Source organism: Streptococcus sp. LMAG:39 (assembly GCF_008680485.1).
Taxonomy (GTDB): Bacteria; Bacillota; Bacilli; order Lactobacillales; family Streptococcaceae; genus Streptococcus; species Streptococcus pasteurianus.
Genome location: NZ_NALE01000001.1, coordinates 1,220,001 through 1,236,292, shown reverse-complemented (window position 1 = coordinate 1,236,292; position 16,292 = coordinate 1,220,001). Strand labels below are relative to the sequence as shown.

The window sequence follows — 16,292 nt, the reverse complement described above, 5'->3', positions numbered from 1 at the left end:
AATTTTTAGAATCTTTAAATATAGGTTACAACTCCTATTTTTTCTAAAATTAGGCACAAAAAGAGCAGCTAAATCTGACCAGTAAAAGTGTGATTTAACTGCTGTAAACCTTAGTTGGACAATATTTCAACTAAAGCAGACGACAAATAGTTGTTAACATTATACCTTATTTTTTTAATTTTTGCAAGTATATTAGTTACTGCTACTTGTTGTGATAGATGAATTACTCAACAAACTTTCCCAAGCTTTTGTATAATCACTATCTGTCCCACCAATAGCAAATTTATAAGTCATTGTACCTGCACCATTCTTAGCCCAATAACTTGTCGTTGTTTCACCACTCACAGTAAGCGAACGACCATTGACCGTCACCGTACCAGGCTGTAAACCTGTTGCTTTAAGAACAGTTGATTTGATAACACTTGAAGACAAACTATATTTCTTACCAACACCTAAGACACTTGAATCAGCGTTATAGATGGCATTAACCAAATAAGCCATGTACTGCGCATTATAAGAATATCCTGCTGCATCAGGTAAGGAAGTATTGTCGTCATTACCTGCCCAACCACCAAGCGTTACTTTCGGTGTTGATAGCACAAGCCACACGTCTGTATAATTGTCAGTTGTACCGGTTTTACCTGTCCAATCCGCACTAGCGGCTGTCGCATTTAAACTCTTCAAATCTGCATAAAATTTTGTCGTACCACCACCAGTGATAACTTCTTTTAATAACTGATTTAAAATGCTAGCCGTTGCTTCAGAAAAGACACGTACAGGATTAGCTTTATGTTGATAAATAACATTGCCTTGACTATCTGTGATACTGTCAACCATGTAACCTTTCAAGTAAACACCACCATTTGAAATCATTTGGTAAGCATTAACTTGTTGAAGAACTGTTGTCTCAATTCCTCCACCTAAAGGCAAGCTTTCAATAGAATAATCATCAATATCATATCCCATTTTCTTCATGTAAGATTCAACATCAACGTCATCATTGAGCAACATTTGATACGTCCAATAAGCTGGAATATTCCATGACGTATTCAAAGCTTCTTGGAGAGTAACCATTGCCGTTCCTTCTTCACTACCGTGCATGATTGACTGACCACTAGAGAAAGTTGTCGGATAGTTAGATAACATACTAGCACTACCTAAAAGCCCTTGGTCAATAGCAATCCCATATGCGATAATCGGCTTAATACTTGACCCTGGCGACCTCGCAGTATCAAACGCATGGTTGTTCTGGTTAGTTGAATAATCCCGTCCACCAATAAAGCCTAGAATAGCTCCAGTAGAATTATCCATCAAGACATTACCAACCTCAACTGTTTGAGAGCTTCCTTGGTCAAGCGTGCTACCATACTGTGCCACAGCATTCTGCATGGTATTATAAACATCTTTATCAATCGTTGTTTTAACGGTATACCCCCCCTGTTGCAACGCTTCTAAAGCCAATTTTTGGTAAGATTCCTTCGTTGAATCATTTTTTAGTTCTTGTTCAGAAACACCATTTTGCTCAACCAAATAATCATACATGATATCCTGAGCTTCTTCTAAAACAGCATAATAAAGGAAATCATGTTCACTCGTTGTCGTCGATTCAGGTTGAATGAAATCCTGACTAACATCATAAGCCTTATATTCCTCATATTCAGCTTTAGTCAAATAGCCTGCGCGATATATATTGTAAAGGACATCTTGCTGACGAGACAAACCATAAGCCATATCCTCCTCGTCTTTCAACTGCCCTGTAGCTGTGTATGGGGAATAGACAATCGGACTTTGTGGCAAACCAGCCAAAAATGCCGCTTGTGGAATTGTCAAATCACTGGCTGAAACGCCAAAAATACCTTGCGCTGCTTCCTCAATCCCAGCAATATTTTCACCTTTATTATTACGTCCGAATGGAGAGACATTAAGATAATCAGTCAAAATCTCATCCTTACTCAAATAACGTTCCAGCGCTAATGCGTAGATAATTTCGCGTGATTTACGTCTAAAGGTTGGATCGTCTCCCAAAATTTGTTGTTTAATCAACTGTTGCGTAAGAGTTGATCCACCACTTGTCTCACCCAAACCAAGCACTGAAGCCAAGGTTGCACGAAAAACAGCTTTTGGAACAACACCATCATGGCTCTCAAAATTTTCATCCTCAGTCGCAATAATGGCTTTTTTAACATTGTCTGAAATCTCGTCGCTTTCAACAGGTGTTCGCAACAAATCAGTATCAATACTTGCAATCGAACTACCATCAGAATACGACATCTCTGAAATCCTAGTCAAAGATGTTACCTGACTAACCAGACTTTCCTTGCTAGGAACTTTGACAGAATCAATCTGACTCGCAAGATAACCAAAAGCAGTACCCGCCCCTAACATCCCAAACAGGATAATAATAATATAAAAAAAGTCGGTTAATAATTTCACTGTTCTTAAAGCAACCGAACCCAAATCTATAACACTAAGTTTCTGGTGACTTGTTTTTTTCTTTTCCTTGTTTCTCTTAAACATTCTAATACCTCATTAATATTATACCAAACTTTGATAAAGCTTGCATAGAAGTACCGCTTTTTGATATAATAGCCTGTAAACTACAATATATCATTGAGGTAGAGTTAACTTAGCTAGAAATTACTATTAACCTCAAAATTTTAAGTAAGGAGAAAGCTCGTGAACATATTCGAAGAACTCAAAGAACGTGGCTTAGTTTTTCAAACTACTGATGAAGAAGCCCTTGTCAAAGCATTAACAGAAGGGCAAGTATCCTATTATACTGGTTATGATCCTACAGCTGATAGCTTACACCTTGGTCACCTCGTTGCTATTTTAACATCACGCCGCCTGCAATTAGCAGGGCATAAACCATATGCTCTTGTTGGAGGAGCTACTGGACTTATTGGCGACCCATCATTCAAAGATGCTGAACGCAGTCTTCAAACTAAAGAAACTGTTGACGGCTGGGTAACTAAGATTCAAAATCAATTATCACGTTTCCTTGATTTCGAAAATGGTGACAACAAAGCCGTTATGGTAAACAACTATGATTGGTTTGGCAATGTCAGTTTCATTGACTTCCTACGTGATGTCGGAAAATACTTTACTGTCAATGCTATGATGAGTAAAGAATCCGTTAAAAAACGTATCGAAACTGGTATCTCATACACTGAATTCGCCTACCAAATCATGCAAGGTTACGATTTCTATGAATTAAATGACAAATACAACGTTACCTTGCAAATCGGTGGTTCAGACCAATGGGGAAATATGACTGCTGGTACAGAGTTGCTACGCCGCAAAGCTGATAAAACAGGTCATGTCATGACCGTACCACTCATCACTGATTCAACAGGTAAAAAATTCGGTAAATCTGAAGGAAATGCTGTTTGGCTTGACGCTGAAAAAACATCTCCATACGAAATGTACCAATTCTGGCTCAACGTTATGGATGACGACGCTGTTCGCTTCTTGAAAATCTTCACATTCCTTTCACTAGAAGAAATTGCTAAAATAGAAGAAGAATTCAACGCAGCTCGTCACGAACGCTTAGCACAAAAAATCTTAGCACGCGAAGTTGTCACACTTGTTCACGGCGAAGCAGCTTACAAACAAGCCCTTAAAATCACTGAACAACTCTTCGCCGGAAACATCAAAAGCCTTTCAGCAAAAGAATTGAAACAAGGTCTAAACAATGTTCCTAACTACTCTGTTCAAGCAGACAATAACCGCAATATCGTTGAAATTCTTGTAGCCGCAAAAATCTCACCATCAAAACGTCAAGCACGTGAAGACGTTCAAAATGGTGCCATCTACATCAATGGTGAACGTATCCAAGATTTAGACTACACACTTTCTGACGACGATAAAATCGATAACGAACTAACAGTTATCCGTCGCGGTAAGAAAAAATACTTCGTGTTAACATACTAATTAGCACAATCTTTACAGGCACCGTTGGGTGTCTGTTTTTTATAACAGCAAAAAAAGAGGGGTGGCTCCTCTTTTTTAGCTATTACGATGAAGAATCATATTAAATAAATTCACCAAAAGGAAAATTCCCACAAAAATAACCGTAATGGTTGCACTCGCAGGTGTTTCCCAGTAGTAAGACGTGATAATACCAGCCACCATACCAATAAAACCAACGATTACGCCAATAAGAATGACTGATTTAAAATTCTTCCCCAAGCGCATAGCAATACTTGCTGGCAAAACCATAATCGTTGAAACTAAAAGAGCTCCAGCCGCAGGAATTGTCAAAGCAATCGCAATCCCTGTCACAATATTAAAGAGAACAGACATTAAACGGACAGGCAAACCATCAACAAAAGCGGTCTCCTCATCAAATGTCAAAATGTACATCGGTCTAATAAATAAAATCGTTAGAAGCACAACAACAACTGCAATGGCAAACAACGCAATTACCTGCACCATATTTATCGTAATAATCGAACCAAACAAATATTGATCCAAATTAACACTACTACCATTTTCAGACTTACTCGTCACAATCAACGAAATCGCCAAACCAAGCGACATTAAAATAGCTGTTGAAATTTCAACATAATGCTTATAAACCGTCTGCAAGTACTCCAAAATAACCGCAGCAATCGTGACAACAAGAATCGTTGACCAAGTTGTTGAAGTCCCAAGCAAAATGCCTAAGGCAACACCGGCCAAAGAAACGTGGCTAAGCGTATCACTCATTAAACTTTGATGACGTAGGATAAGGAAAATTCCTAAAATCGGGGCAAAAATACTAATAGCAATTACTGCCATAATAGCACGTTGCATAAAATCATAAGAAAATATTTCAATCAACATTAGTAGCCCCTTTCACATCAGTACCATGCACATTAAAACAACGCCATGGCATCTTTTGATTACGTACCAAATGAATGTTACGGTCAGCATAATGTTTTACCTCATCTGGATCATGAGTAATCATCAAAACAGACTTTCCATGTTTATGCGCACTATGATGCATCAACTCATAAAAAGTTTCTGTCGTTCCAGCATCCATACCAGTAGTTGGTTCATCCAAAATAAAAATATCAGGATCAGATGCAAAAATTCTAGCAATAACAACACGCTGTTTTTGCCCACCTGACAAACTACCAATTCTCTTATGACGATTTTCCCACATACCAACAGATTCTAAGCTAATCTTGACATGCTCGTCATCATGCTTGGTCAGACGACGAAACCAACCATTCCTTGGATAACGCCCTGATTTCACAAATTCATAAACCGTTGATGGAAAACCTGCGTTAAAACTCGCAATTTGCTGTGGTAAATAAGCAATGCGGAGCTTCTTCCCCTCTTTATTCGTTTTTGAAATGGTTACTTGACCACTCTTTAGTGTCAAAATACCTAATGTCGCCTTTACCAACGTAGATTTGGCAGCACCGTTTTCACCTGTTAAAGTGACAAATTCTCCACTATCAAGATGATAGTTAATTCCTTCTAAAACTGGCTCGTTATCATATTGAAAAGACAAATCTTCTACAGTAATATATCTCATTCTCGCCCTTCTAACTCATCTGAAAAGACCTTCAAAAATCGTGCAATAACGTCTTGTTCGTCTTCAGAAAATTGGTTAAATAAATTTTTGTAAACAGCCAATGTTGCATCATGATGATGAGTATGCTCCTTGGCAACTGGCTTAGCAATGTCTGTCAATTCAAAATAGGTCACTCGCGCATCCTCTTTATTTTTCACAGACGCTAACATTCCTTGACTCACCAAATACTTAATTGCCTTCGTTACTGCCGCCTGACTAATATTCAAACGTTTTGCCAAATCAGAATTTGTCAAACGTTCATGTGACAGAAGCATTAAGATATGCTCTTGAGTATTTGTTATGGCTACACCACTCTGACAATCACCAAACAACAATTCATGCTGATTTTCTGATTTCAACAAAATTTGATTTACTAACTTATCTACTTGCTTCTCTAGCTGCATATTTCACACCTCATTTCATTAACCAGTTAATTATATCAAAAACTAAAAAAAGAATCAATGACTTGACTCTTTCCTCTATAAAATACGAACTTTGTAAACTTCCTTACAAAAACCACGCATACTATTGACCAGACGGTCGGCTTTTTTTTCCGAACGACACAAAGCATAAACTGTCGGACCACTTCCCGTCATCAAAGCAACATCTGCCCCACAACTCATCATCCGATCCTTGATTTTTTGAATAAATGGCTTGCGCTTAATAGTAATATCCTCCAAAGAATTTCCCATATATGCAATCATTTTTTCGTAATCCTTAGCAAGCACCGCCTCTCGTAACGAAGCAATGTCTACACGTGAAATCGTCTTACAATCAATCTCGGGAAAAACCGTACGTGTTGAAACACCAAACTCAGGTTTCACCAAAACAACCCAAGCTGATAATTGATAATCAAGACATTCTACAATCTCTCCCTTACCAGAAATACACGCACAGCCTGCCTCCAGACAGTACGGAACATCACTCCCTATTTGAAATCCAACATCAATCATTTCATTCTTAGAAAGATTAAGCTGCCATAATTTATCCAAAGCTCGAATTGTAGCAGCAGCATCTGTTGAACCACCACCTAGACCAGCACAAATAGGAATTGATTTTTTCAATTCAATCTTAACTCCTGAATCAATCTGACAAGCCTCACGAATCAATTTAGCAGCCTTAAAAACGTCATTTTTACCATTTAAGGGCATTTTATGATTATCAGACTCAACCACAATCTCACTTCCATCAATTTCAGAAACCATAATATAGTCATTCAAATCAACACTAACCATAATCATAGATAAATCATGATAACCATCTGGTCGTTTTCCTATAATATCTAGCCCCAAATTAATCTTAGCTGGTGCCTTTTCAATAATAGCCATTCAATAATCCTTTTAAAATATTACATCTATTATATCAAATAATTTTAGAAGATAACAAAAATATCCATATTCATTCCAAGCCATAAATTTTTATGGTATAGCAATAAAATTAGCAGTAACAATTTTAAGACTTAGGTACTCATATTTTAAGCAACTGACACCCTTACAAAGATAGAATTTTCAGTATTAAGAACATACCATATTTTAAAATTAAACATTAAAAAAGCGAGAGCAAACTTTGCTCTTGCTAGAGCTCAAGTCCCATCATATACTATAATTGACAAAATTTTAAAAATAATTCAATCTTATCCTCTTCTTCAGGCAACCATTGGTAATCAAGAAAAGAGGTTTGACGGTATCACTTAACACGAGATCTGGTTCTAATTTCTTTTTTGTCCACAGTGTGATTTAGTAAGACGATAGACTGTTTGTGCCCTACTAGGTGAATAGTTGCCTTGTTTTGAATGACGTTGCCATTCTTTGAGAAAAGGTTATCCCTTGAGTACGATAACTAAGAATACTTTCACGCTCATCTATGGTAAAATGGTGATAGCTCATAAGATTTCCTTTCGTAATAAGAGGTTTGGTTAAGTCTATTTTACTAGAAAATCTTATGAGTTTTTATTATGCACTTATATTGTAAATTCAAGAATAAAAAATCCCATTATTCTTAACAAATAACAGAAAAATAGCAAAAAGTCCTAACCTATAGGACTTTTTGCTATTTTATACCGGCGGCCGGGGTCGAACCGGCACGTCCTTGCGGACACTGGATTTTGAGTTTGGCACTCGAAGTTTTAATAGGATAAAAACCGATAAAATCGGCATTATAAGCAACTACTTCTATCAAAAAAATGGTAGATTTTTTTATTTTTAGTAACTTTTTAGGATTTACTTTTCTTCAATTTATCCATTATTTCCTTACTTAACTGATTAAGTTCCTCGTCTGTTCCAAGTTCTTCTCCAAACAGCTTACTGAAAGTAAAAGATTTATAAACTTTACCACGACTTTCCTCAGTACCATCATCAAGTAATTTCAGATAATATTTAAAATCTCTAACTGCTCTTTGCTTTACTGTCTCAAAATCTTCATCTTCAGTAACTGAATAATTAACAGGTCTCCATTCCTCAACCCATTGGATTACATCATCCCAATATCCCATTTTGTCTCACTTTCCAATTATTATTTTACTATGTGTTGAAAACGAAAATTCTTCCAACGGACTATAGATACCCTGTATTTCCACTATCTTATTTTTATATCCTTCAAATATCTCTTCAATCTGCTGATTAGTATAATCATAATTAGGTTTATAGGCGGTATTTGCTATCGAGTTCATTGTTCCAAACACTTTACTAACTCTTGATTCAGCAATTGTTCTAAAATTATCGTTTTTTTCATTTTCCAATTTTGGAGATGAAAAATGAAACGAAGCAGATAAATTACGTTTTTTTTCATAAAACTCTGTTCTTGAGTTTGAATATTCTACAAAAAACCTTTTTATTTCATTTCCTTTATCTAATAATTTGAAAAACAACTCATTAACTTCCTCATCACTATACTCATAATATCTTGTATTTGATAAATTTCCTATTAGCGACAATGTTTTATAAACTTGTGTCATTCTTCTTTCTACTACAATAACAAAATTATTTGCTTTATCTACTGTTGTCATGTTAGTCCTCCAACTAACTATTATAACACGGTCAATCTTTTTTGTCTAAAATTATGAAATAAACGGTTTAATACCAATTATTTTTCAAAATTCTATATTTCTGCTTGACAGCATGTGTATGTAGTGATATTATACAAAGTGTAAATAAATATTTCAGAAACCGTATAGAAAGGATAGTTTGTCACACGAGTGCTACTCGAGCTTCACCGATAAAATAAGAGTCGTCCCAAGCCGTGGAAAAATACCACATGAATACATAGAGAAAAGGAAAAAATTATGTTCCAAACACTAATCGAATTCATCTATTCCGCAACAGATGAACAATTCAAAGCTTTTCAAACAAAAGCTAATGCATTGACAGGAAATGTCACAATCTCCCAAAATGTGGCACCTATTACAGATGCCTTGAAAAATCGTTTTGGTCTTAAGACTATCCAAACTGCTTTTGCACGCAAGCTTGCATATGCTTCTACTCGCCACCATTATAAAGACGGCAAAACCATGATGGAGGATATTTTAGATGGTAAAACACGTCGCCGTGCTAATAGTTATAGATAGTAAGTTGGGGACCTTCCCCCGCTTACTATTTAAAAAGGAGTTCGAATATGAAAATATATAAAATGCTGTTCTATCTAAGTTTTATCTGCTTAAGTGTAGCCTTGTTTATCATTAATTTTTTGATAGATATACAGTCCCCTCTATTTGAAACTAGTCATACTATTTTAGCTTTTAGTGGAATAATCTTTTTAATTATTTGTATAGATATGATAATTTCTGAAAGGGATAACAATGAAACTACTAAAACTGAAACAAACAGTACGGGTAAAGTTTAACCCTTACATCATAACTTCTCGAAGAATTTCTTGTATCAGAGTAGGAATGGAATTTTTCTTCGGTATTTTATTGATAAACACTTGGGTTTCTCCATGCTCAATCCCTGTTAAATCAGTGCTTTCATTGATATTTATTGGAATGATTTACTCCATCAAAAAAATTTTCAGGTCTACTTTTATTAGAAAAATTCAAAGCGTATTATATGTCAGAGAATCTCTATTTGATATGCTGATTGGCCTAAATTTATACGAAGAAAGTGATAATGTAGTAACCAATAGTGCAACATTAAACTTTGAAATCTTGCCCAATAATATTGTAATGGTCGAAGTACCATTGTTTGGGAACAAGTTTTTAAAACTTCTAAAAAATCTTGAAGAATATCTTGTTCCAACCTTGGGTTTACCTCTACTATCCAAATATGAATTTCCTGACCATGTTATTTATAAACTTGGAAAGATGGAAGAAATTGAGCAGTATATATTCAATAGCCAAACATTGACTAGAGATTTTTTTGAAGACATACCTACGCCAATAGTTAAACTATCCAATACTCAGCAATTTTCTCTAAAACAGAATACTAATTTAGGAATATATGGAAGGACGGGTACAGGGAAGACAATAGCTCTACAATGGTACTTATTTAATGCACTAGCTAAAGGTTGTGGCACTAATGATAATACTTACCTAGGAATAGTGGACGGTAAGGCAGCGGATTTATTTGCACTTGGAAAACTTCTCCAAGAAGACTTAGGGGAGCAAATAGCAGTCGGCTCTTCACCTCAAATGTTAGCGAAATTATCAAGAGAATTTGTTGAGATTATGAATGAACGTTTTGAAATTATTGAGCGAAACAGCACACTAAATGCTGATGCTTATGATTTAGAGATGACTCCTAATTTTCTCTTTGTTGATGAGTTAGCTTCTATCCGTGACAGTTGTGGTTCTAGTAAACAAGGTAAGGAGCTGTGGAATGAAATTCTGCAAAACTTAGGCTTGATTGCACGCAAAGGACGGCAGGCAGGTTGCCACCTCTGCCTTAGTACCCAAGACCCAAATGCAGAGAATATTCCTGTTGAACTTAGAAACCAAATATCAGCAGTTTTATACCTCGGAAATATAGGGAGCGACCGATTGAAAATGGCTTTTAGTATGTGTGAACTGGAAAATGTTCCTACAATTTCAGATAGAAAAGGCGAAGCACTCTTTTATGCTGACGGATTAAATTCTGTTGAGCCTGTACTAACAATCGTTCCGTTCGTCGATATTAAAACTAAACAAGAATTTTTGCGTGTAGTTAAGAATTTATTACCAAATCAATAATTGCGGTCTTTTTCTCTGTTGGAATAGGAAGTCTTTTCAATAGAGAAAAAGAGCAAACCGACTGCTCCGCAGGAGGTCAAAAGAAAGGAAGTTATCTTATCATGAAATTAAATGATTTTTTGAAGCCAGAATTATTAGGTAATCGGTTCCTTGCTGTAAAAGGCTATACCGAAGTCCTAGACCGTGAAACAAATAAGCCGACTGCTTTACGCCTAAATGTATCCATTCAAGATGAAAACTCAGATTTCTTTATGGAAATGATTCAAGTCAAGGTCAATACTTTAACACCTACTGCTTCTGTTCAAGAGATGGCAAATAACAAAACTTGTCCTGTTGCACTTAAAGATTTGAACGTTGGACAATTCAATGGCAATCTTTGGTTTGCTTGCTCTGATGTCTTACCTGTAACAAAATAGTTGTGATAGAATACATAATAAAACAATAAAGGAGTACCAAAATGCAAATCTTCACTTACAGAGACTTCCTAAAGGATAAAAGTTCCCTAACTTTCGAACAAGCAGAAAAGATTTATGATAACTTAATCCGCTCGGTTAATATACATGACCCTAAATTTCAAGAATACTGGAAAAAATTGATTGAACTTTGTGCCCAATATTCCGAAGCACGTGGAAAATGGTTTACCCTAACTCGAGAAGAACAACATTCTTTTGATGGTGCACGAACTATTCTTCATAATGACATTAGAAAATTATTATTAGATATCAGAGTATGGATACAGGAACAAGATGGAGATGTATCTTGGTACACCGAATTTAATGACGATAGAAAACGAATGGGTGATTTTGCTAATTACTTAAATTATGTCTACGCAGTAAATGCAAGATAGGAGAAACCAATGATTGAAGATGTCAACTCCTATTCTCATCCTCCTGGAAAATATTCCGATTCAGAATTACAAGCAATAAAAGATTTATTAGAAGTAATGATATTTTTTATTGATGATACTCCTCATACTAATAATAAACGAATTTGGTTTGATACACTTAAATATTGGGAAAGTACAAATTATATAAGGTTCACACACCAAATTGACTTTCATTCTTTACATCGTATCGCTGAAGAAGATTTAAGTTGGGAAGGTGGATATAAGTTCAAACCTCAACAAATTGAAGATATATTAAAGTGGATGCAAACTCAAGAATGGATAAGAAATGAGTAAGAAGTCATTTCAGTAGGAGGTTATATGTCTAAAATTTATGCCATGTCCGATATTCATGGACATTATGATGAATTTATTGAAAGCCTGTCAAAAGTGGATTTATCTGATACGGACAATCGACTTATATTGCTTGGCGACTACATAGATGGCGGTACACAATCTTTTCAAGTTATCGCAAAAATCATTGAACTAGAAAAGAAGTTTCCTGACCAGGTTATCACTTTATTAGGAAATCATGAAGAATATTTTTCTGAGTGGTTATTTGAGGAAGACGGAGCTTCTAAATATACTTCCTATGATACTATAATTAGTTTCATTGGTCAGAATAAGCGAAAAAATATCGTTGATACAGTTATTTCAGATTTTTCTCTTTCTGATGAAGAATGCCTAGCCCAAATTAACAAGAAAATAAGAGACTGTGTTACTTCTGAATATCCTGAAATAGTAGATTGGTTTAGAAATAAATATTTTAATTCAGAACGTTTTTATGAGACAGATAATCAAATATTTGTGCATGCTGGAATTGATGAAGAGTTCGGAGAAAATTGGAAATTGTATTCTAATCCTGATATTTTTACTAACAAATTTCCAGCAAGTATCGGATTTTTTTATAAGGATATTATTTCAGGACACATTGCTTCTTCAGAGGTCGCAAATGACCCAAGCTATCTTGGGAAAATCTACTATGACCAAAAAAGTCATTATTTTATTGATGATTGTGTTGGCAAAAGTCATATCATACCCATTCTTTGTTATAATACCGTCACTCAATCATATGACTACTAGGAGGGGTACCTATGCAATATTTTATTGCTGACACTCATTTTTTTCATGAAAATATTATTTTATCTTGTGATAGACCTTTTTCAAATGTGGAAGAAATGAATAACACTATGATTACAAACTGGAATAATAGAATCAAAAATAACGATGATGTGTATATTCTTGGAGATATGTTTTTCCGTGCTGATATTAAAGAAATCAATAATACCCTAAAACAACTTAAGGGGAAAAAATATCTGATTCATGGAAATCATGATGATTATATAAATCACCCTGATTTTGATACATCTGAATTTGTATTTATAAAGCCCTACTATACATTTAAACACAACAAAAGAAAATTTATCTTATTCCATTATCCAATACTAGAATGGGAGGGTAAAAAACAAGGAAGTGTTCTTTTATACGGTCATGTTCACAATGATTGTCCTGATTACTATTCAAAAGTTTTGGGGAACAATGCGATAAATGTAGGGGTTGATGTAAATGATTTTTGTCCAATAAGTTTAACCGAAATATTAAATAATAATACATAATTACTTCTAATCATGTACCTAGGCAAAACTGCCGACTGGAGGTCGGCAAGCTGGAAGCGTGTTTAGCGGAGCGGTGCTTAGGATCACATGATAGAAGTAGGGAGGAGCTTTGCTCCTCCTAGTTTATTTATTATATAGACAATCTTTTGGCGAAAAGCCAAGCTAAAAGGAACTATTTTTTATGACTTCATATAATAAAAAAATAGTCCGCACTTCTTCCTATATTGAAATTTGGGAATATGAAAAGCCAATGTTTTCAAAGGGAAAATCAATTTTAGATACTAATGCTGAAAACAAGGAAAAATCAAAACGCAGAACATTTGACGAACTAACACCAGAAGAACAAGAACAACGTCTTGAACGCATGAAGAAAACTCGCTTAGAAGCAAAGTGGAATTTACTCCGTCTAGTCGATTGTAATTTTGACGATACGACTTCTTTTCTCACATTAACCACTAAAGAAAATATCAGCGATAGAAACCATTTCAAAGACTTACTCAAAACCTTTATTAAACGCTTTAATTATCACATATTTAAGACTAAGAAAAGCCAATTGAGATATATAGCAGTATTAGAAAAACAAAAACGTGGGGCATGGCATGCTCATATTCTGCTTTTCAGCGTTCCTTATGTTCCACACCGTCAACTCTTGGAACTTTGGGGACATGGGGCAGTACGGATAAATAAAGTTGATGTTGATAGCAAAGAAAATCGCGGTCGATATGTTACTAAATATTTTGAAAAAGGTATCGGCCAAGAGCTATTAGAAAACTTCGGTAAACAAGCCTATTTATCATCACGCAACTTGAAAAAGCCTGATGAAGATAAATTTTACACTTACGAAGATTTTAACTATGATAGTTCGGTCGTCCTATATGAAACGGAATACACGAGTAAGGTCTATAAAGACGGTCAGTATTTCGATAATCATGTAAAGTATAAGAAAATAAAACTAGATGAATAAAGGAGTAAGTCACATGATAGCAACTGTAACTAAGAATGACTTAGTTGCCCTCGGTTTCTCCGAGGGAACATCTAAACGTATTATCCGCCAAGGAAAAGAACTACTGATAACACGAGGCTTTACAGTCTATCAGAACAAGCGAATTGGCACAATCCCTGCTACCATAGCTACCGAACTACTTGGTTTTGATGTTCAGAACAGTGCCCTTCCCAAGGAGTAAGATATGGCAATTAGAAAAGGAAAAGACGGTAATTGGATAGTTGATATTAGCAACGGTTTTGACCCGATAACACTAAAGCAACGTAGACTAGTTAGAAAGGGCTATAAGACAAAAAAAGAAGCTACCGAAGCAGAACACTACCTACGAAGTGTAGAGCTAAAAGAACGCTTCTATGGGGCTAAAATAACTGTTTATATGCTCTATGAATTATTAAAAGAAGAAGATAGGATAAATCATCGGAAAATTAGCTATATCAACACACAAGAAAATAACTACAATAGACACATTAAAAATTATTTTTCAAAAGTTGATAATGTCGGAAAATTAACCTATGAAGACATTTATCAGTTTAGAGAACATCTTAGGCAAAAAGTTGCTCAAAATTCTGATAACCCCTTAAGCACAAATACTATCAATAAAATTATGATTTTGCTTAAAAAGATTTTTGATGTCGGCTTGCGAAAAGGATATTACACTACAAACCCAGTAAAGCTACTCAAAAAATTACCAATTGAAAAGACTAAAATGCAGTTTTGGACAGTCAAAGAATTTCAACAGTTTCTAACATTGTTTGAACCAGAAGAATACAATATCAAATTACTATTTACTCTTCTATTCTTTAGTGGGTTAAGACTTGGAGAAGCACTGGCACTAACATGGCAAGATATCGACTTTTCAACTAATACAATTCATATCACAAAATCTGTATATGTTAATAAAGGGGTAAGCTATATCAGTTCAACTAAGACTAAAGCAGGAACAAGAAGAATTATCATCAATAAAAAATTAAGTCAAGAACTGCAATATTGGCAACAGCAACAAAAGCATCTATTAGAGCAATTTACAAGTGATAGCATGAGCCTACAAGTGTTTCAAAGTAGTCCCATTATGATTACAAAAAATTCAATAGAAAAGCAGTACAAAAAAATTCTTGAACGTGATGCGACTCTTAAAAAGATACGCATACACGATTTTAGGCATTCACACGCTTCTCTATTGATAAATCAGGGGGAAGATTATTTAGTTGTGAAAGAAAGGCTAGGACACGCTTCTATAACAACTACAATTGATACCTATTCTCACTTGTATCCAAGCAAGCAGAAAGATTTAGCTGATAAATTAGATGACCTAATTTAAGGCTTTATATTTACAGAACTATCAAATAAAGGAATATGGAATTTATTATCTTCTAAAAATTTTGATACTTTCAACTTATCTTCAGCAGAGCATCTTTTACCAAAAGTAATTGTCATATTATTGAATATAGTCGGATTTAAATCTAAATCAAAGTATTCTTTAGGTTTAACAGAAATAAAACTATTAATTATTTCAGTCAAATCTCCTTTATTTGTATTCATTGATTCCAAAACTAAATCTATTGGTAATGGAAAAATTTGAAAAGAAAATCTTTGCTCATTTTGAAAACTCCACTCAGTTGTCTTATAGATACCATTTGAAGCTAAATTAATAGTTGTGAATTTATCATCTGAAGAAACTACTCGAGGAGTAATCAATGAAGCATCATCAGTATACCGTATTTGTTCCAAAGAAGGTACATATTTATTGTTTGTAACTAATAAGCCTGATTTTAAAGGATGTAATGCATTTACCATATCAATTGGTTCAGAAGATTCAGATAAAGAAAATTTTTCCGTTAAAAAGACATCAGTTTCTCTGTCAAAACTAATTCCTATACACACTCCTGTCATATTATCAGAATACATTGTCCATTGTGGAATACTATTAGGAGTATCAGTCCAACAAGACACATACTTAAATCCACCTAGATTACCAAAGTCTGAAGTTGAAGGTTCTAATGGGTCGTCAACATAAAGTAAACTTTTGAATCTCAATGTTTTATAATTTAATATCAGAAGCAATGTTT

General features: G+C 34.8%; 19 protein-coding genes and 1 pseudogene (1 of these 20 only partly in view). 11 read left to right on the top strand and 9 right to left on the bottom strand.

Annotation, left to right across the window (positions count from 1 at the left end; genetic code table 11):
- Window positions 1-192: 192 nt before the first annotated feature.
- Window positions 193-2,517, bottom strand: a complete 2,325-nt coding sequence (gene pbp1b, locus CCC20_RS06325) for a penicillin-binding protein PBP1B (protein WP_058692627.1) — start codon at window positions 2,515-2,517, stop codon at window positions 193-195.
- A gap of 159 nt (window positions 2,518-2,676) precedes the next feature.
- Between pbp1b and tyrS the strand changes: the two genes are divergently transcribed.
- Window positions 2,677-3,933: a tyrosine--tRNA ligase gene (gene tyrS, locus CCC20_RS06320; protein WP_058692626.1), complete on the top strand. Its 1,257-nt coding sequence runs from the start codon at window positions 2,677-2,679 to the stop codon at window positions 3,931-3,933.
- A gap of 75 nt (window positions 3,934-4,008) precedes the next feature.
- On the opposite strand, the gene CCC20_RS06315 is transcribed toward tyrS, so the two are convergent.
- From CCC20_RS06315 to CCC20_RS06290, 7 genes and pseudogenes are all read right to left on the bottom strand, one after another.
- Window positions 4,009-4,827 (bottom strand): metal ABC transporter permease, encoded by an 819-nt coding sequence (locus tag CCC20_RS06315; RefSeq protein ID WP_003062905.1) that lies wholly within the window; start codon window positions 4,825-4,827, stop codon window positions 4,009-4,011.
- Window positions 4,817-5,527 carry a metal ABC transporter ATP-binding protein gene (locus CCC20_RS06310; RefSeq protein WP_058692625.1) on the bottom strand — a complete coding sequence of 237 codons (711 nt, stop codon included), beginning with the start codon at window positions 5,525-5,527 and terminating at the stop codon, window positions 4,817-4,819. The genes CCC20_RS06315 and CCC20_RS06310 overlap by 11 nt, the downstream gene beginning before the upstream one ends.
- Window positions 5,524-5,970 carry a zinc-dependent MarR family transcriptional regulator gene (locus CCC20_RS06305; protein ID WP_003062900.1) on the bottom strand — a complete coding sequence of 149 codons (447 nt, stop codon included), beginning with the start codon at window positions 5,968-5,970 and terminating at the stop codon, window positions 5,524-5,526. The genes CCC20_RS06310 and CCC20_RS06305 overlap by 4 nt, the downstream gene beginning before the upstream one ends.
- Before the next feature lie 75 nt (window positions 5,971-6,045).
- On the bottom strand, window positions 6,046-6,894 hold the full coding sequence (gene ispE, locus CCC20_RS06300) for a 4-(cytidine 5'-diphospho)-2-C-methyl-D-erythritol kinase (protein ID WP_003062897.1): 849 nt from the start codon (window positions 6,892-6,894) through the stop codon (window positions 6,046-6,048).
- 313 nt (window positions 6,895-7,207) lie between these two features.
- Window positions 7,208-7,452: pseudogene (locus tag CCC20_RS11485) on the bottom strand (IS30 family transposase); the annotation flags it as partial.
- A 326-nt stretch (window positions 7,453-7,778) separates the two neighbouring features.
- Window positions 7,779-8,057: a hypothetical protein gene (locus CCC20_RS06295; protein ID WP_058692624.1), complete on the bottom strand. Its 279-nt coding sequence runs from the start codon at window positions 8,055-8,057 to the stop codon at window positions 7,779-7,781.
- A 6-nt stretch (window positions 8,058-8,063) separates the two neighbouring features.
- Window positions 8,064-8,570 carry a hypothetical protein gene (locus tag CCC20_RS06290; protein WP_029186897.1) on the bottom strand — a complete coding sequence of 169 codons (507 nt, stop codon included), beginning with the start codon at window positions 8,568-8,570 and terminating at the stop codon, window positions 8,064-8,066.
- Between the two features lie 276 nt (window positions 8,571-8,846).
- Between CCC20_RS06290 and CCC20_RS06285 the strand changes: the two genes are divergently transcribed.
- The 10 genes from CCC20_RS06285 (at window position 8,847) to CCC20_RS06240 (ending at window position 15,544) form a co-directional block, all read left to right on the top strand.
- Window positions 8,847-9,128: a hypothetical protein gene (locus CCC20_RS06285; RefSeq protein ID WP_058692623.1), complete on the top strand. Its 282-nt coding sequence runs from the start codon at window positions 8,847-8,849 to the stop codon at window positions 9,126-9,128.
- 231 nt (window positions 9,129-9,359) lie between these two features.
- Window positions 9,360-10,724, top strand: a complete 1,365-nt coding sequence (locus tag CCC20_RS06280) for a P-loop NTPase family protein (RefSeq protein ID WP_058692621.1) — start codon at window positions 9,360-9,362, stop codon at window positions 10,722-10,724.
- A 101-nt stretch (window positions 10,725-10,825) separates the two neighbouring features.
- On the top strand, window positions 10,826-11,140 hold the full coding sequence (locus CCC20_RS06275) for a hypothetical protein (protein WP_024403292.1): 315 nt from the start codon (window positions 10,826-10,828) through the stop codon (window positions 11,138-11,140).
- 41 nt (window positions 11,141-11,181) lie between these two features.
- Window positions 11,182-11,571 carry a hypothetical protein gene (locus CCC20_RS06270; protein WP_270619660.1) on the top strand — a complete coding sequence of 130 codons (390 nt, stop codon included), beginning with the start codon at window positions 11,182-11,184 and terminating at the stop codon, window positions 11,569-11,571.
- A 9-nt stretch (window positions 11,572-11,580) separates the two neighbouring features.
- Window positions 11,581-11,904 (top strand): hypothetical protein, encoded by a 324-nt coding sequence (locus CCC20_RS06265; RefSeq protein WP_058692619.1) that lies wholly within the window; start codon window positions 11,581-11,583, stop codon window positions 11,902-11,904.
- 24 nt (window positions 11,905-11,928) lie between these two features.
- Window positions 11,929-12,690, top strand: coding sequence for a metallophosphoesterase (locus tag CCC20_RS06260; RefSeq protein WP_058692618.1), 762 nt, complete (start codon window positions 11,929-11,931; stop codon window positions 12,688-12,690).
- 11 nt (window positions 12,691-12,701) lie between these two features.
- Window positions 12,702-13,223 (top strand): metallophosphoesterase, encoded by a 522-nt coding sequence (locus CCC20_RS06255; RefSeq protein ID WP_058692617.1) that lies wholly within the window; start codon window positions 12,702-12,704, stop codon window positions 13,221-13,223.
- Window positions 13,224-13,404: 181 nt separating this feature from the next.
- Window positions 13,405-14,187, top strand: a complete 783-nt coding sequence (locus CCC20_RS06250; protein ID WP_058692616.1) for a rolling circle replication-associated protein — start codon at window positions 13,405-13,407, stop codon at window positions 14,185-14,187.
- 13 nt (window positions 14,188-14,200) lie between these two features.
- On the top strand, window positions 14,201-14,407 hold the full coding sequence (locus CCC20_RS06245) for a DUF3173 domain-containing protein (protein WP_018368484.1): 207 nt from the start codon (window positions 14,201-14,203) through the stop codon (window positions 14,405-14,407).
- A 3-nt stretch (window positions 14,408-14,410) separates the two neighbouring features.
- On the top strand, window positions 14,411-15,544 hold the full coding sequence (locus CCC20_RS06240; protein ID WP_058692615.1) for a tyrosine-type recombinase/integrase: 1,134 nt from the start codon (window positions 14,411-14,413) through the stop codon (window positions 15,542-15,544).
- Here the strand turns inward: CCC20_RS06240 and CCC20_RS06235 are convergent.
- Window positions 15,541-16,292: the 3' portion of a DUF2971 domain-containing protein gene (locus tag CCC20_RS06235; protein WP_058692614.1), read on the bottom strand. The gene runs 31 nt beyond the window's last position; the window shows 752 of its 783 coding nt (coding positions 32-783); the start codon falls outside the window, past its right edge; its stop codon occupies window positions 15,541-15,543. The genes CCC20_RS06240 and CCC20_RS06235 overlap by 4 nt on opposite strands.

What these genes read in the sequence shown, in the direction of transcription:
- CCC20_RS06280 (WP_058692621.1), top strand. Translation starts at nt 9,360, where the DNA reads ATGAAACTACTAAAACTGAAACAAACAGTACGGGTAAAGTTTAACCCT.
- pbp1b (WP_058692627.1), bottom strand. Translation starts at nt 2,517, where the DNA reads ATGTTTAAGAGAAACAAGGAAAAGAAAAAAACAAGTCACCAGAAACTT.
- ispE (WP_003062897.1), bottom strand. Translation starts at nt 6,894, where the DNA reads ATGGCTATTATTGAAAAGGCACCAGCTAAGATTAATTTGGGGCTAGAT.
- CCC20_RS06270 (WP_270619660.1), top strand. Translation starts at nt 11,182, where the DNA reads ATGCAAATCTTCACTTACAGAGACTTCCTAAAGGATAAAAGTTCCCTA.
- CCC20_RS06305 (WP_003062900.1), bottom strand. Translation starts at nt 5,970, where the DNA reads ATGCAGCTAGAGAAGCAAGTAGATAAGTTAGTAAATCAAATTTTGTTG.
- CCC20_RS06290 (WP_029186897.1), bottom strand. Translation starts at nt 8,570, where the DNA reads ATGACAACAGTAGATAAAGCAAATAATTTTGTTATTGTAGTAGAAAGA.
- CCC20_RS06240 (WP_058692615.1), top strand. Translation starts at nt 14,411, where the DNA reads ATGGCAATTAGAAAAGGAAAAGACGGTAATTGGATAGTTGATATTAGC.
- CCC20_RS06245 (WP_018368484.1), top strand. Translation starts at nt 14,201, where the DNA reads ATGATAGCAACTGTAACTAAGAATGACTTAGTTGCCCTCGGTTTCTCC.
- CCC20_RS06260 (WP_058692618.1), top strand. Translation starts at nt 11,929, where the DNA reads ATGTCTAAAATTTATGCCATGTCCGATATTCATGGACATTATGATGAA.
- CCC20_RS06295 (WP_058692624.1), bottom strand. Translation starts at nt 8,057, where the DNA reads ATGGGATATTGGGATGATGTAATCCAATGGGTTGAGGAATGGAGACCT.
- CCC20_RS06250 (WP_058692616.1), top strand. Translation starts at nt 13,405, where the DNA reads ATGACTTCATATAATAAAAAAATAGTCCGCACTTCTTCCTATATTGAA.
- CCC20_RS06315 (WP_003062905.1), bottom strand. Translation starts at nt 4,827, where the DNA reads ATGTTGATTGAAATATTTTCTTATGATTTTATGCAACGTGCTATTATG.
- CCC20_RS06285 (WP_058692623.1), top strand. Translation starts at nt 8,847, where the DNA reads ATGTTCCAAACACTAATCGAATTCATCTATTCCGCAACAGATGAACAA.
- CCC20_RS06275 (WP_024403292.1), top strand. Translation starts at nt 10,826, where the DNA reads ATGAAATTAAATGATTTTTTGAAGCCAGAATTATTAGGTAATCGGTTC.
- CCC20_RS06310 (WP_058692625.1), bottom strand. Translation starts at nt 5,527, where the DNA reads ATGAGATATATTACTGTAGAAGATTTGTCTTTTCAATATGATAACGAG.
- CCC20_RS06265 (WP_058692619.1), top strand. Translation starts at nt 11,581, where the DNA reads ATGATTGAAGATGTCAACTCCTATTCTCATCCTCCTGGAAAATATTCC.
- CCC20_RS06255 (WP_058692617.1), top strand. Translation starts at nt 12,702, where the DNA reads ATGCAATATTTTATTGCTGACACTCATTTTTTTCATGAAAATATTATT.